Source organism: Pseudomonas sp. MS15a(2019), from assembly GCF_013277805.1.
GTDB classification, from domain to species: domain Bacteria; phylum Pseudomonadota; class Gammaproteobacteria; order Pseudomonadales; family Pseudomonadaceae; genus Chryseomonas; species Chryseomonas benzopyrenica.
This window is the reverse complement of sequence record NZ_VBTN01000015.1, coordinates 193,093-208,460: the sequence shown is the minus strand read 5'-3', so window position 1 is coordinate 208,460 and position 15,368 is coordinate 193,093. Positions and strand designations below refer to the sequence as shown.

Below are 15,368 nucleotides of genomic sequence, written 5' to 3'. Positions count from 1 at the left end.
GGCAGGTTTTTAGAGGTGCCCTCGATTGGGCGATGGCTGCGTCCTGGCGGACGTTCACAGCGCGCTGGTCAATCGCGTCTTTCTCAAAAGCCTGGGATTGGAGAAGCATGGCGTCGACGTCGGTGCAGGAGGAAAACCAGCGAATGATCTCGCCCTCGGCGTCGCGGATCGGCAGGGCCCGGCATAGACACCAGTGGTAACTACCGTCGCGGTGACGCATCTGAAAGGTCGCTTCCCAGTCACCTCGACGGGCCAGCGCGTCAGCCCGCTCGCCCGTGACGTGGGCGCGGGTGGCGCCATCGATCAGACGATTCCAGCCGTGGTGGTTGAGTTGCTCAGAGGTCAGCCCAGAAAAGGCTTCCCAGCGCGGGTTGAAGTAAAGGTCATTGCCTTCGAGGTCCGAGATCCAGACCATTTGAGGAATAGTTTCCGCGAGCTGCTGGAACTGCTCGGCCAGTTGTTCGGTTTGGCGGTGCCGCCGGCTTTCGGCTTCTACCCGCTCGGTGAGGTCGCGGATGATCTTGATCACGCCCGCGAACTGGCCATTTTCCCAAATCGGCATCACTACGCCGCTGGCCCAGAACTGTTGGCCATCGGCGCGCAGGTGCCAGCGATCATCGTCCGCGCGGCCCTGACTGATGGCCTGGCCTATCTCACGCTCAGGCACGCCCATTTCACGGTCTTCAACGGTGAAGATGCGGTGCAGGGATTGGCCGAGCGGATCAAACTTGTCTCTAAGGCCAAGAGCCCGGCTACTTCGGTACGGTTGATAACGCCAATGATATATAGGTAAGATTTAGATATTAATATGGTGTTTATCACTAACTAATCGAAAGGCGACCCCATCTTAAATTGGTAAGAATTTCCAATGGGGTTAAGCTGCAGGTGGTCGGTTACTGATAATAGTGACGATTTTTATGTATCAAAGCGCACGATGCGTGCGCCTCGGATACGTAGGTCTGCTAAGCACTCTGGGCTCATCATTCCAACGGCGTATTCCATATCCCGCTGTAGGTCTTTAACGATAGCTGAAAATGCTGTTTTGCAGCGCAGGCTCGCAATGGGTATGACCTTCGTGATGCTGGCCGTCCGGTCGGGATCCGCTACAGTTAGCAGAACTGACTGGTCTGCACTGCGGCATACGGCGTGGCAGGTGTAAGGGATAAGCGCCTTAATTAGGGGGTTTACAACGTCTTGCATTTGGGTCATCCGTAGCGGGAATTCAGAGTGCTCTAACAGAGGCGTAACGGTCTACCAACGTTCGCTTCGATCCGTTGGTTATTTCCATCTAGTGCGCCAGATCACCAAAAATCAAAAAGCAGGACTGAAACCAGAATTATTACGATAGAGCCTACCACTATGCAGAACAGCACGCCCCCAACGAACGCGGTGATTTTCGACATAGGAAATCTCGAAGCGAAGGGCTGGAGTTTAGTTGACAATACGCCCAAAAAATCGTTGCGGCGGAAAATTGCAGCTAAGATCGAGCACAGTGTTCGTGTGCAAATGCTGTGAAGCAATCCGCATTTGTTCACATTGGTCAGTCTTGGCAGACGGGCCCTTGCGTTGCTAATACTGGATATCTGGAGTAGAGCACTAGCGTTTTAGGGGCGCTAAGATTCAATTTGGCCTAAAGCATTAAGCCAAAATTCTCGAAGTATTAGTCAACTTCACCGTAAATCAACTAAAAGGATTAAGTCTTAAGGCTAAACGGAACCTTCATTTTGCCTCTCAGAGCTCCTGGATGTGCTACAGATGCGAGCTTGCCTTTGAAAAGTGGCAGTTGGCGCCTAGGGTTGAGGAATGAGCAATGTGCCAGGCTCTAACGGGACGTGCGATCCCTTTAGACGAAGCTCATTGACCGCATAGAGGATAATTACATTGAGGGTCCCCGCGTCAGCTAACGTTTTTTTGAGATCAAACGGCTGACCTTGGCCGGTACACCAGGGTCAAGCAAAGTCAGCAACAAGCCTTCAGTGCGCCACTCTGCGAAATGCTTTACCGGGGGATCAAGTGCTTCTAGTACGTTGCCTAAGCCCTTCATTGCATCTACCTCAGATCGACAGATTCCCTACGAACCTATCGCTGCTATGAGCCTAGGCTAAGCTATAGTTTTTGGGGGAACGTTCTGATCTATGCCGACAGCCGGCGCGCATTACTGCCTCGCCGCTGAAATTTGCCTCAAAGAGGAGGGGCAAGGATGAACCAGGAAAATCGTCTGCACGGCTTAGATCTTCTCGAGCGCTACGCCAGGCAGCAAGATCACATTGACTGTTTGCTGCGCCAAATTGAAGAGTGTAAAGACCGATTAGAATCTCAAGAGCTTTGGAGTATGCTTAGTTTGTGCCTCACCGAAAATAAGCAAAACCAAATTACCGTATGTAAAGCATTTCGCTTTCTGCTAGAGCTAGAAGATGATGATAATCAAGCGGCAGGAAGCGATTAAAGATTGACGTGTTTTAGGTTGAGCACATTAACATTCGGGAATGCGTATATTTTGTGGTGCTAAAGTTATCTCTTTGTAAGCCAGTCGCGGAGTGGGCAGTATGGCGAAGAGTAAAGATCGATTTGAAGATGCTCCCCCATATTATATGCAATATCTCGCGGTACGTGATGGCGGAGGCGCAAAAATTGCCCATCATGTTGCTGAGGTGCATGGCATTACTATCGAACAGTTGAAGGCTAATTGCCGGAGAGCAGCTGAGGAGTATCGGCTGCATAACGGTGCGCTAATGTCATATGATCAGGCGGTACTCGATTGGGCCGAGAGTTGAATTCTTCTCTTTGAATAAGGATAGGGCTAAGGGTAATTGCGCAATCTTTAGCCTTGCAGCGTCTTCTTGAACGTGAATCAGGCAGGTGCTATCGAGCGTTTGGATCTTCTTCGTGGTTGTCTCCAACGCATTGGCAGGCAACTGCCTCAGGGGACGGTGTCCCCTAAGGGTATGGGTCAGAGTAGGCGCTTAGGAGTGTGCGGACGTATGGTCATCAGGCTTTGTGGGGCAGCCGGCCCTGACGAGGTCTGAGCCTGCATCTTGGCGCTACGTCCTTTTAGTCATCTTTCGCTGCATTGGGCATCGATGCCTTAGCGCGGGCACTAGCACGGCCTTAGCGGTTGGCCTAGACGGCAGGTTGCTTGGTAACTTGGCATCATCAAGAGGCAACCGGATCAGCAAATAAGTAGGTATTCGACTTAAAGATAATTGGGGTTGGCTGATCAGTGAAAATCCCGGCTGCGCGTATCCAGCCCCTGTAACAGCTCGCTGATATCTTCCAGCCTACCCGCCACTACATGCAGTACTCCGTCTCGCGTCTCTATGGTGCCATCTACACGCATCAGCTGAGACGCCACCAACTCCCGCCGTTGGCGCTCCGCCAGGGTTCGCCAAACCACCACGTTGACCATCCCAAACTCGTCCTCCAGCGTTACGAAGGTCACGCCACTGGCGGTGCCGGGGCGCTGCCGACCGACCACCAAGCCGGCGATCCGCGCGGGCTGACCATGGCGCCGCGCCTTCAGGTCCTTCGAGCTCATCAACCGCCGCCCTGACAATGCTGGCCGGAGCAGTGAGATCGGGTGCGGACCCAGGGTGGTACCCAATGATGCATAGTCCGAATAGAGGTCCTCGCCCACGGTCGGCGCGACCAGCTCCTGGATCTCCTCCTCAACCACAGCGCCCTCGGCGAAAAGGGGTAGCTGCGGCTCAATCGCGGCCATTGCCCAGCGCGCCTGGAAGCGATGTCCGGCCAGCCCCTTCAACGCCCCTGCATCCGCCAGGCACTCCCGGGCCTTGGCATCGAGGCCGGCGCGCAGGCATAGATCGGTGACATCGCTGAACGGCCGCTGCCGGCGGGCCTGCTCAACCGCGCGCCCGGCTTTCTCGGCCAAGCCTCGTACCATGCGTAGCCCCATCCGGATGGCCGGCTGTGAGCTACCTGCGACATCCTCAAGGCTGCAATCCCAGTCGCTACAAGTCACGTCTACCGGCAGAGTCTGCAGGCGATGTCGTCGGGCGTCTTGCAGGATCTGGTCGGGACTGTAGAAGCCCATGGGGTAGGAGTTGATCAGCGCCGCGGCAAAGGCCGCCGGCTCATGGCATTTGAGCCAGCAGCTGGCGTAGGTGAGCAGGGCGAAGCTAGCCGCGTGGGACTCGGGAAAGCCGTAGCTGCCGAGCCCCTCGATCTGCCGGAAAATATCCGCGGCGTATTCCGCGGTATAGCCGTTGGCGAGCATGCGCGAGGTGAGCTGCTCCCGGTGCGGCTCAAGGCCCCCGTGTCGCTTCCAGGCCGCCATGCTGCGGCGCAGCTGATCGGCTTCGCCCGGGGTGTAGTCGGCGGCAAGGATGGCGAGCTCCATCACCTGCTCCTGGAACAATGGGACACCCAGCGTTCGGCCGAAGACGCGCTCGAGTTCCGGCGGGTAGCTGATCTCCTCCTGGCCGGTCCGCCGGCGCAGGTACGGGTGGACCATGCCACCCTGGATGGGGCCTGGGCGGACGATGGCCACCTCGATCACCAGGTCGTAAAAGGTCTGCGGCTTCAGCCGCGGCAGCATGGCCATCTGCGCGCGTGACTCGATCTGGAACACCCCGAGCGTATCGGCGCGGCTGATCATGGCGTAGGTCGGCTTGTCCTCTTGGGGAACGGTGGCCAGGGTCAGTTCTTCACCCCGATAGCTTTTGACCAGGTCGAAGCACCGGCGCAGGGCGCTGAGCATGCCCAGGGCGAGGATGTCGACCTTGAGCAGGCCCATCGCATCTAGGTCGTCCTTGTCCCACTGGATGACGGTGCGTCCTTCCATGGCAGCGTTCTCCACAGGCACTAGCGTATCCAGGGTCTGATCGGCGATGACGAAACCGCCCGGGTGCTGGGAGAGGTGACGTGGGAACCCGATCAGCTCGCCGGTGAGCACCAGGATCCGATGGAGCAGGGGACTATCAGGGTCGAAGCCCGATTCGCGCAATCGCTCGGGTGGCGGCAGGTTGTCCGTCCAGCGGCCGCAGCAGTCCGCCAGCGCGGTGATCTGGTCCGGAGGTAGGCCTAGGGCCTTGGCCACGTCCCGGACGGCGCCAGCGGCGTGATAGGTGGATACCACCGCGGTGAGCGCGGCGCGCTGCCGGCCGTAGCGGCGGAAAATGTACTGGATGACTTCTTCCCGGCGGTCATGCTCGAAGTCCACATCGATGTCCGGCGGCTCGTCGCGCTCGTGGCTGATGAAGCGCTCGAACAGCAGGTTGATCCGGGTCGGGTCCAGCTCAGTGATGCCCAGGGCGAAACAGACTGCAGAGTTAGCGGCCGAGCCGCGCCCTTGGCAGAGGATCCCCTGCTGCCGTGCGAAGCGGACAATGTCGTGCACGGTCAGAAAGTAACTCTCGTATGCCTTGTCGGCGATCAGCTGAAGCTCCTTCTGGATCTGAGCGCGCAGGCGATCCGACAGTCCCTCCGGCCAACGCCAGGCGCAACCTTCCTCAGTGAGAACCCGCAGCCAGCTGGTGGCCGTATGACCCTCCGGTACCACTTCGCTCGGGTATTGGTAGCGGAGCTCGGCCAGGCTGAAGGTGCAGCGCTCGGCAATGCGGAGGGTCTCCTCCAGCAGCTCTGGCGGGTAGCAGCGCCCCAATGCCTCACGTGTGCGCAGGTGACGCTCCCCATTCGGGAAAAGTAGTTGGCCAGCCTCGGCCACCGGGACGTGATGGCGGATCGCGGTAATCGTGTCCTGCAGGGCCCGCCGCCCGCGGCAGTGCATGTGCACGTCGCCGGTGGCCACCAGCGCTACGCCCAAGGCCACACCCAGCCCCTGCAGCTGCCGCAGCCGCACCTGGTCGTCCTGATCGAAGTGGAGCTCGGCGGCGATCCACAGCCGACCGGGGAACACCTGCAGCAACCAGCGCACCGCCTCCGCCTCCGCCTCCGCGCCCCGCTCCGGTACCCAGAGTGCGACAAGGCCAGCGACCTGGTCGAGGTCCTCGCGCAGTAGCCGGTAGCTGCCTTTGTCTGCGCGCCGGCGGGCGAGGGTGATCAGCCGGCACAGTTGTTGGTAGCCCTGCAGGTCTTGCACCAGCAGCACCAGCTTTGGCCCCTGGGCGACCTGGAACTCAGCGCCCACAATCAAGCGGACGTCGTGCTTCTCCGACGCCTGCCAGGCCCGCACGATGCCGGCGAGAGTGCACTCGTCAGTGATGGCCAGCGCCTCATAGCCCATGGCCTTGGCCCGCTCGAAGAGCTGGTCGACGCTGGAGGCACCGCGCTGGAAGCTGAAGTTCGACAGGCAGTGGAGCTCGGCATAGCCGGGTGTCACGCGAACCACCCCTGCACCCACCAGCCCGGCCCTTCGGCCGGCGACTGGAAGGCCCACGCCGTGCGTCCGTCGCTGAGCTCGAGGACGTAGTAATCCCGCCGGGCATCCTCACCGTCCCACCACCCGCTCTCGATCCGCTCTGGCCCGCTTAGGACCCGTGACTGATCGATATCCAGGGGCTCCGGCGCCGGCAGCAACCAACCTGGTCGCCGATTCGGTCCCAGCGCCTGAAGTGCTAGGGAAGGCGTGTCGCGCCGCCAGGCCCGCTCAGGTCGGTGATCGCCCTGGGCGCCTACCGCATAGACCGCGTCGTCGCCTAAGCGTGAACGCAGCCGCTCGCGCAGCTGCTCCCAGCTCACCGTCTGTTGCGGACGCTCATCGAAGAGGCCGCGGTGCTGAGGGACGAAGGAGGGCAACTCGTCGGCAACCAGGCCAATCGCGAGTACCGGCTCCACCACCTGGGTGGGCTCCAGGCGGCCCCGGGCAAATTCGAACAGCAGCGCAGGATCACGCTCCGGGGCGAGTAAGCCAACCACCACCTCCGTGGTCGGCGCCTCCCTATGCTCCAGGCGCAGGGTGAAGCGCTGGGCGCCCATGTCCCGGCCGGCCAGGTAGGTGGCCAGGTCCGAGGTCAGGCGACGCAGCGGGAACAGCAGGGCCTGGGTCGACTCGACTTCGAAATTGAGCTCGATCCGCAGCCTGAAGGTGGTCGGCGGCAGGAAAAACTCCAGGGGCAGGACCTTGCTGCCCAGCATCTGATCGAGGTGGTTCAGCAGACTCAGTTGAAAGCGCCGGGCGAGCTGCGCCCGAGGCAGCGCCAGCACCTGGCTGAGCTGCCGAAGCCCCATGCGGCTCAAGGCCTGGACGATCTCAGGCTCGAAGCCAAGCAGCGCTACTGGCAGCGTGCGCATGGCGCTGGCCAGGCCGGCGTCTTCCCGCACGTTGAGGCTGTCGCCGGCGTTGGCCAGCACCCGGGCAGCGACCGGGTTGGGCGCCAGGGTGATCCGGTGGCTGAACCCCAGCGCCGTGAGCTCTTGGCGCAGGCGCGCTTCGAATCGGGGCCACGGGCCGAAGAGCGGCAGGCTCGACTGCACCTCAAGCACCAGGGCGTCGTCGAAGTGCAAGCTGACCTGAGAGCTGAACCCATAGGCCCAGGCGGCGAGCAGCTCGTGCTGGCGCCGTAGTGCCCCCTCGTCGTACTCGACCGTCGCAAACTGCGGGCAGATCGCTTGAGCCGCGGTATAGGTCATCTCAGGCCGGAGCCCAAGCGACAAGGCCGCCGGGTTCGCCGCCTTGATGATCCTGCGCTGGATAGGCCCGTGGAGCAGTACCAGGGGTTCGTCCGGATCAGGACAGTTACGCAGCACACCGTCCAATGCGAACTGGGTGAAGTAGATGCAGGCCCATTTCATTGCGGTCGTCCTTCAATGCCACACTCGATGCGCCAGCGCGGCGACAGGGGGATTGCCGCCGCGGCACTTGAGCACTCGCAACTGCTGAGGCGAGCCGTCGAGCACCAGGCGCAGCGCCGCGGGGGATGCATTGACCGCCTCACGCTGGTGGCGGAACGCAAAGGCGAGGGTCTGCCCGGTTTCGGCGGCCACCTGCAGCCGGCGCAACGCGCGATCATCCGCCTTGCTGGGCCAGCAGAGCACCGCGCCGCAACTGCCGGAGCGCAGGCACTGTTCTGCCGCCCACAGCACGTCTTTGCCCTGGACATGGATGACGCTCAGCCGGCCAAGGTCGACGCCGGCCTGTAGCCAGGCGTGTGGGTAGAGCAAGTAGGGAGGGGCGATCAGCACCACGCGTTCGCCGGCGGCGGTCAGGCGCGCCAGCGTCGGCCAGACGAGCGTCAGCTCACCCAGGCCCGGCCGGGCGCTCAGGATTTCGGTCAGGGCAGCATCAGGCCACCCGCCGAGGGGCAGTTGGCCGTCGAGCGCGGAGTGCCCGGTTGGCTGGGTGCTGGCGTCGTCCACATGCGGACTTTGCCCGCGCCACACACGGCGACTGTCGAGCAGAGAGTCGAGCGCCACGACATTGGTGGCCGCGTTATCCATGCTGCACCCCCGTCTGCACCACCTGTGCCGTCGGCGTGCTGCCGCGCTCGGTGAGCAGGAACTGCAGCTGCGCACGCAGTTTGAAGAGGTCTGCATGCAGGACGGAGTTCATCGACTCCAGCCCCAGGATATGACGCTGGGCACGCGAGAGGGGATCGTTGCGGTCGTCCGGAATGAGCCGGTCACCCCGGGGCACGTGGCGTTGATTCTCTTCCTGTACGAACTGGACGTAGCGCAGTCGGTGCCGCTGTACCTCCGCCGTCAGGACGTCCCGCTCAGCGACTAAAATACGATTAGCACGCTGGGATTGCCCCAGGCACTGACGTACCTGATCGAGCTCCTCGGTCAGCAGATCCACGAGGTTGCGGCAGTACGTCAGCTCCGTGGGGCGAAACAGGGACTGCTGCTGTTCGAAGCTGTCCTGCTCATCACCAAGCATGTCCATAGCGGCCCACCTGCTCAATCCCTGAAGCCATGACCTTCTGGTACTCAACAGAGCGATCGGGACAGCGGTGACAGAGACGAGGGATACGGGGAGAAATGGACATGGAATGGCCTCCTTTAGAGTTACTGTATAAATAGACAGTAATCAGGGAGGAACGATCCAGCAAGCTTGACACCGACAGACGGCAGGGAAGACGAAGCGAAAGATTCTTTCGTGCAGGAAGGTGATCGCACGCCGGTGCCTGGTTTCAGCTAACCGGTGTGGCGAGCAATGAGTATGCAGCCAGGTAGCAGCGTCGCGATGGAACTGGCTGCGGTGAGAAGGGCGATCACAGGGTCCGAATCAAACGGCGCAGGGAGGTCAGCAGGCAGCAGTCCATTTCTGGCTGCATGAAGCCATCGGGCACCTTCGCAGACAATGGCAAATGCCACCGCCACGAGGCCAGTGCCCACCGTTGTTTGCGCTACGGACCGTACCGCCATCTGTCTTCCCCCAACTCTGAGAGAGAGAGGATGGCACTCGCGGCTGCTGACTGGATGGTAATTCACACCCGATGCCGGTCGTCGATCGTACAGCCCGGCAGAGTTGAACCTTTAACATGGGCAGGCGCCGGGGTCCCGCTACCGGCAGCAAGCTGCCGGCCCCTTTCCAGTTACCCTCCTGGCGACCACGGTGTCAGCGCATCGAACCGCGTATGAGTGTGAGATGCCGCCTCGCCGAGCTGCGCGCCAGCTTCGTCTCTTGCTCCGCTGCCCACTCATCCTGGATCTGCCGGGCGATGCCCGTGCGGACCGGCAGCAAGACTGGATACTCCGGCTCTTGCTGATCTACCTGTAGGAGGCCGGCCTCGTGCAGGTAGGCGTAGGGCTGCTTGAGAAAGTCTGATAGCGCCACCGCGTTCGGCTGGCCGCAATAGGCTTGAAAGTAGAGGTCGGCCCACATGTCCAGGTCGACACGATCGACGATGACGGGGTGATCCATTTCTGGTGGACGTTTCATAAACCGGTCCTTGCTGTCTGGAAAAGGATCACCGTACCGGTACTTCTGGAAACGCAACTAAGCAACCGGCGGATTGGCGTTCACCTTGCGCTGCTGCATCAGCAGCAGTTTTCGCACCTTGCCGAGGTTTAGGAGCTGTTCTCTGATCATGGCCAGCTTGGGCTCATACAGATGGAATAGCTCGACGAACCACGCATCCATTCCGATGGTGACTGGGGTGGCCGCATAGGTGTAGCCCAACCCCTTGGCGATGGGGGTACGCGCATGCTTCTTCGCGCCATTGCTACCTTTTATGAAAAAGACTTTGCACCAGACGATGGACACAGATCCTTTGCCATTGCCACGCACGTCGATCAGTCGATAGATGATCTTCCCATCGGCTCTTGCCTTGGCATCCTCGAAGTACTCATCCCTCAGCCGCAGCGCTTCTTCGCGTAGGGCTTCGTGCGCCTCGTCCAGTGAAGTCAAAGCCAGCCCATAAAGACGTGAAATTGGGCCGTTGCTGACTTGGGGGTCGATTGCAGGGGTCATTGTCATATCCTATCTATTTACAAGGAGACCGTTCGGGTTGTCATTAGCGAACGAGGGTGAAAACAGGGTCAAAAATCTACGTTTTCCATAGAAACCAATAAACGCGTATAGGTTGTCATTAAATATGCATTTCCCTGTCCTAAATGGGACGCTCCGGCGAGAAAAACCATATATCCGTTTGTATTGTCATTAAATATTGGGAAATGAGGCGGTGAACCTTGGGTATGATCGTCACCGGAAAGGGTGACTTGACCAGTTTCGCGCTAGACCGTTGTCAGATACCCCTGTGCTACGATGCCAACTCACCCGTTTGTATTGCCATTAATAATGGAAAATCTGTTAGCCAATGGCGTCTATCCCCAAACTCAATACATCCGTTTGTATTGTCATTAACTATTGGGAAAACCGTCTCGGAACGGGCGTAAACGATCAACCCAACACATCCGTATGCATGGTCAATAAGGCTCGGCAGACCAATACATCCGTTCAGATTGTCAATAATTATGGGAAAATGACCGGTATCTCTGTTCCCAAAGGGCGCCCTGGAGCCGATTTTGAACGGAATCGCCAAGGTTGTAATTACTATTGACAATGTTAATCAGTGACGAAAGATTTTTGGTATTGGGTCCCCCTTACGCGCGGGCTTTATAGGGCAGAAATATCGCTTGTGAAGCGAGAGTCAAGAAACCACTTCATCCGTTTGTATTGTCATTAATTATGGATAAGTGAAGGTCTCCCGCGGAGCCACAAAAAAGGCAATTCATCCGTATGTGTTGTCAATAATTATTGGCAGATTTCATGGCGTTAAAGTCGATTCCCGAACAACAACTCATACGGATGCCTTGCCAGTACTAGGTGACACCATTCAAGCACTCCCAGGCCGCATGGCTTCAGCGAATTCGCGCCCTTCGAGGGCGTGAATTGGAGAGAGAAAGAGAGAGGCGATAGGCACTCTTGTCCTAGGCGTCCTGTAGGACGCCTCGTTGCCCACCGCAATGGTCGACGTGCTCCGTAGGCGTCCTGCAGGACGCCTACGGAGAGGAGGGCGAAGCAAGGTGCTCCCGAATTGACCGGCAGGCGTCCTACAGGACGCCTGAGAGGCGGGTAGGGATTGGCAAATGCCCTGCCAGGCGTCCTGTAGGACGCCTCAAGCACGAACGGCAGCGCTGTTGCATGGGCGTGCTTGCGCCAGGCGTCCTCCAGGACGCCTGGCTGACCATTGCGGGACGTGACGCGTTGCGAACCCTTTCAAGCGAGTGCACGCATGAGTAAGAAATCCCAGAACGCCGCTCCGTACGTAGTGGGCCTCGATATCGGTTACTCCAACGTCAAGCGGGTCGAAGGCTATGCCGACGAGACCTTGCCACGCCAATTCATCTCCCCTGCCCAGGCAGCGCCGTTAGGAAGCCTCAATGGCAACGCGGTACTCAAGGAGGGGGAGCACTATGTCACTCTCGATGGCGAACCCTGGGCGGCGTTTCTAAGCGCCGGCCGAGCCGGGGTCACGCGGGAATTGCATGCAGACTATCCCGCCTCGAAGAGCTACCGAGCGCTGTTCAACGCGTCGATCAGCGATGCGTGCCGGGACGGTCGAACGGAGATCGACCACCTCATCACCGGCCTTCCGGTCAGCCAGATGCGCAATTCGCAGCTGGTCGAGCGGCTGACCGCACAGCTGACGGGCGTTCACCAGGTGGCGCCGCAGCGTGAGATCACTGTCCAGAAGGTCACTGTGTTGCCGCAGCCGGTTGGGACCCTCAACTATATCTACAGCACCTACGAAAGCCCGGACGACCTTGATGAGGGCGTAATCCTAGTCCTGGACCCAGGGTTCTTCTCGGTTGATTGGGTGGTCTTCCGCCGCGGGGATATCGTTCGAGATTCCAGCGATTCGTCCATGGAGGCAATGAGCGCTCTGCTTGAGGCTATCAATCTCTTGATCGCCCAAGAGTTTGGCGGACCGGGCCCTGGTCGCGACAAAATCGAGATTGCCTTGCAGCGGGGCAAGCCATACATCCAGCTCTATGGCAGCAAGGTGGACCTGCAGCCATTCGTGGATCAGGCGGTCATGACTGTTGTGCCCAAGGCGCTATCGAACATGAAGCAGCAGATGCGCTTCCTCGATGGCGAGGCGATCGACTTCGTTTTGATCGGTGGCGGCGGCGGCACCTGCTATAGCGCCGCGGCGAAGGAGATCTTCCCCTTGTCGAAGATTCTCGCCGCGAGTGAGCCGGTTATCTCCAACGCCTTCGGGTATTGGCTCAATCACTGATAAGGGAGCTAGGAGATGAGCGATGCGCCGGACGATCTTGCGCTGAGACTGAACGTCAAATTTCGGGACGGTACGGCTCCAATGCTTCAAGCCGAGCTGCTGAGGCTCCCGGGCCGGCAACGGGTGAAGCGCCTGTTGGAGTTGGCGAGCCTAGGACTCATGGCCGAGCGTGGTATGTCGGTAGAGGGCTTTGCCAGCCCATCCCCCGGGTTGATAGCGCCTAAGCTGGACGCCGGCCCTTTGCGAGCCGGCGAAGCGCCAGGCGATCTACCTGCCGACGATCTGCCGAAGCCGCCATTGCCTTCTCAAGAGGTCGGCAGGATCCCCGTCGCGGTAGTAGTGGAGACTGGAGAGGCAGGCGCACTACCAGACCTTCAGCAGCGTGGTGAAGAACTCTCGAGTGTGTCACCGCGCCCCCGAAGGCGTCCTAGCTTTAACGTCGACCTAACCGGTTAGGGGGCAGTTGGTTGAGAGATCAGTGCGGGAACTTGAACGAATACGACCTGGCCACGCATTCAGGTTCTCGCATTTCCTTCACGCGCCAGGCGATCCGACCGACGAGAGGGATCAGGCCCTACTCAAAGCGACGTCGTAGAGATCTTGAACCTCACCCGACCTACGACCTTGGGCACTCTGGCCTCACCGCTGGCAAGATCCTCAGGAGAAAACGTCATACTGGAATAGCGGACGTTAGCGACGTTGAAGCTCATCAAATCACTCACTGGGCTGACACTGCGCACAATGACGGACCCATGATGGGTCAGGATGAAATTCCCTTCCGTCAACGTGGTGTCTGCGATATCGACGACCACGATCTCGTCTGGCTTGATGTATGGCTCCATGGCGTCAGTGTCGACTCTTGCAGCCCTGGCGTTGCCCGGGCTGATGCCATACCGCTGAAGCAACTGAAGCGGCAGCGGAAACGTGCGAAGGAATGTCCCTTCGGAGGCGAAGTCAGGCTTCTCTCCAAGCAGGCCTTTCTCATAGGCCAGCTCGCGCAGCGACCTGACTATAAGGGTGACCGATTCCAAAGTCTGGCCAGGCTCGCCAACACCTGTCGCCAGGTATTCGACGGTGCTTCCCAACGCGCCGGCAAGCGCTACAAGGCGCTCCCTGTTACAGCTCGTACCTCGGTAGAGCATGTTTTTCGTAGTCCCTTCGTTTTCGTTCAAAGCAAGGGCCAGCTTTTGAACGGACAGACCTCTAGCATCCATGAGGTCCTTAACCCGTGTGACGAACGCTTCGTGCGAAGTGGCTTCGGGTGTGTAGTGCATGGTGGTCCCTTCCTTGTACGAGGCGATTGCGGTCGCCCGCGTGGCTTGGTGGTGCGCTGAACATCGGTCCAATTATCGGCCATTTACGCGCATTTTATTTACACCATTCCCTGTACAAAAGCTGAACGGGAAAATGCTCACAGAATGGTGTCGAATTTACGACGCCATCAACGTAAACGGCATCGCTCTCCGCGCTATCCGTCAATCTGGTGACGAACAAAAACGCTTATTGTGTGAAGCAAATCACCGAATATTAGGAGTTCCTTAAGCGTACACGCCGTTCGTCCCGGAAATGGGGCCAGTTAGCCCCCTAAGGAGGCGATTGATAGATGGCTCTATTGAAACAGTGAGAACCAGAGCACAAAATATGCACACATTAGAGGTGCAGTTTGCAGGGTGGCTGGTGTGGCGAATATTGGAGCTATTTTCGGGAGGCTAGCAGCAGCACTGCTTTGTGCTGTCAGTGCAGTCCCCGGCCAGGTAGCTGCCTTCGACCTGACTGGCACTGTCTGGGATAGGCCTTCGACTCAAGGGTGTCGGCCGTCACCTGAGCTTCTTTACGCAATTGCGCTGGTTGAATCGAAAAAATACGCGGGCCGGATGGTCACCCCCAATCCCTATGCTCTCAATATCGACGGCAAGGGATTTCATCCGGGAACTCGCGCAGAAGCAGAAAAACTGCTCCGAGAAGCGTTGCCCAGAACCCGGGCAATTGCTGTGGGAGCGATGCAGATCAGCCTACGGTGGAATGGGGGCGAGGTCAGCGACCCGGCGGACCTGCTCGATCTACGCACCAACGTGCGGACCGCCACGAAAGTCTTCTGCGGTTTTCAAAAGCAAGGGGGTGACCTAGCGCTGTTGATTGGGCGTTATCACACCCCTAATCCAGAGCTGGTCAGTGTCGCCAGGGCTTATGGAGAGGACGTCCTCCGCGTGTGGAGACGTCTCGTTTTGCTCAAGCAGGAAGGAGAGCAGGGATGATCACCGCGACGCCAGTGGGTTGCTTGCTGGAGACGGCTCAAGAGTGGATCGAGTCGAAGGACAGCGCCCTCTACCGCTTCTTCGATATCAGCACTGAGGACGGAAAGTGGCTGCTCACCGCAGCTGAAGCCGACATTGAGCGGCTGGCCTGCCTGCCCGCTTCGGTCTTCAAGATCAGCCTGGTACACGGCGATGGTGGAAGTGCCCCCCGCGCCATGTTGAACAGCTACAGCGTCAGCCTCGTAACCAATGTGCTTAGCGAGATCCGCGAGGATCTGCGTACCTCGGAGCTGGAGAGCCGAATCTTCTGGGGACTATCCGAGAAAGACGCCGGCTGGCTCAAAGAAAGCTCCTTCAGCCAGCGCAACCAAATTGCCGCCCTGGGCCGTGTGAAATTCACCGCACGAGACGGCCTGGTGCGTGAGTCCGCCGGTGAGCGCAGCGACACCCTTCAGCTACTGCTTCGCGTCATGAATCCCAGCTATTGAACCTGGGAATCCGATAACACCCT

Annotated in this window: 13 protein-coding genes; 5 read left to right on the top strand and 8 right to left on the bottom strand. The window is 59.2% G+C overall.

All coding sequences use genetic code 11. The features are described from left to right. Window positions 1–673: PAS domain S-box protein (locus FEZ61_RS22345; RefSeq protein WP_173150431.1), on the bottom strand; the 673-nt coding region annotated here is incomplete at its 3' end. A 1,527-nt stretch (window positions 674–2,200) separates the two neighbouring features. On the opposite strand from FEZ61_RS22345, the gene FEZ61_RS22340 reads away from it, so the two are divergent. Continuing rightward, window positions 2,201–2,446 carry a hypothetical protein gene (locus tag FEZ61_RS22340; RefSeq protein ID WP_143008549.1) on the top strand — a complete coding sequence of 82 codons (246 nt, stop codon included), beginning with the start codon at window positions 2,201–2,203 and terminating at the stop codon, window positions 2,444–2,446. Window positions 2,447–2,546: 100 nt separating this feature from the next. Continuing rightward, window positions 2,547–2,774, top strand: a complete 228-nt coding sequence (locus FEZ61_RS22335) for a hypothetical protein (protein ID WP_143008550.1) — start codon at window positions 2,547–2,549, stop codon at window positions 2,772–2,774. Window positions 2,775–3,217: 443 nt separating this feature from the next. Here FEZ61_RS22335 and FEZ61_RS22330 read toward each other — a convergent pair whose 3' ends face one another. From FEZ61_RS22330 to mobI, 6 genes are all read right to left on the bottom strand, one after another. Next, complete coding sequence (locus tag FEZ61_RS22330; protein WP_173150429.1) at window positions 3,218–6,298, bottom strand: error-prone DNA polymerase; 3,081 nt, start codon at window positions 6,296–6,298, stop codon at window positions 3,218–3,220. Beyond that, window positions 6,295–7,710 carry a DNA polymerase Y family protein gene (locus FEZ61_RS22325; RefSeq protein ID WP_074584868.1) on the bottom strand — a complete coding sequence of 472 codons (1,416 nt, stop codon included), beginning with the start codon at window positions 7,708–7,710 and terminating at the stop codon, window positions 6,295–6,297. Before FEZ61_RS22325 ends, FEZ61_RS22330 begins: the two co-directional genes overlap by 4 nt. A gap of 12 nt (window positions 7,711–7,722) precedes the next feature. Beyond that, the gene (imuA, locus tag FEZ61_RS22320) at window positions 7,723–8,355 is read right to left on the bottom strand and encodes a translesion DNA synthesis-associated protein ImuA (protein WP_064307039.1); all 633 of its coding nucleotides are present in this window, start codon (window positions 8,353–8,355) and stop codon (window positions 7,723–7,725) included. Further along, window positions 8,348–8,800, bottom strand: coding sequence for a hypothetical protein (locus FEZ61_RS22315; RefSeq protein WP_064307038.1), 453 nt, complete (start codon window positions 8,798–8,800; stop codon window positions 8,348–8,350). The genes imuA and FEZ61_RS22315 overlap by 8 nt, the downstream gene beginning before the upstream one ends. 675 nt (window positions 8,801–9,475) lie before the next feature. After that, the gene (locus FEZ61_RS22310) at window positions 9,476–9,799 is read right to left on the bottom strand and encodes a hypothetical protein (protein ID WP_231893024.1); all 324 of its coding nucleotides are present in this window, start codon (window positions 9,797–9,799) and stop codon (window positions 9,476–9,478) included. 57 nt (window positions 9,800–9,856) lie between these two features. After that, window positions 9,857–10,330, bottom strand: a complete 474-nt coding sequence (mobI, locus tag FEZ61_RS22305; RefSeq protein WP_064307036.1) for a conjugative transfer protein MobI(A/C) — start codon at window positions 10,328–10,330, stop codon at window positions 9,857–9,859. A 1,264-nt stretch (window positions 10,331–11,594) separates the two neighbouring features. Here mobI and FEZ61_RS22300 point away from each other — a divergent pair. Next, window positions 11,595–12,602, top strand: a complete 1,008-nt coding sequence (locus tag FEZ61_RS22300; RefSeq protein ID WP_064307035.1) for a ParM/StbA family protein — start codon at window positions 11,595–11,597, stop codon at window positions 12,600–12,602. 578 nt (window positions 12,603–13,180) lie between these two features. Here the strand turns inward: FEZ61_RS22300 and FEZ61_RS22295 are convergent. Next, window positions 13,181–13,876, bottom strand: coding sequence for a LexA family transcriptional regulator (locus FEZ61_RS22295; RefSeq protein ID WP_064307033.1), 696 nt, complete (start codon window positions 13,874–13,876; stop codon window positions 13,181–13,183). A gap of 600 nt (window positions 13,877–14,476) precedes the next feature. On the opposite strand from FEZ61_RS22295, the gene FEZ61_RS22290 reads away from it, so the two are divergent. Both FEZ61_RS22290 and FEZ61_RS22285 read left to right on the top strand, forming a co-directional pair. Beyond that, on the top strand, window positions 14,477–14,857 hold the full coding sequence (locus tag FEZ61_RS22290) for a lytic transglycosylase domain-containing protein (protein ID WP_231893023.1): 381 nt from the start codon (window positions 14,477–14,479) through the stop codon (window positions 14,855–14,857). After that, complete coding sequence (locus tag FEZ61_RS22285) at window positions 14,854–15,345, top strand: hypothetical protein (protein WP_064307032.1); 492 nt, start codon at window positions 14,854–14,856, stop codon at window positions 15,343–15,345. Before FEZ61_RS22290 ends, FEZ61_RS22285 begins: the two co-directional genes overlap by 4 nt. Window positions 15,346–15,368 lie beyond the last annotated feature (23 nt).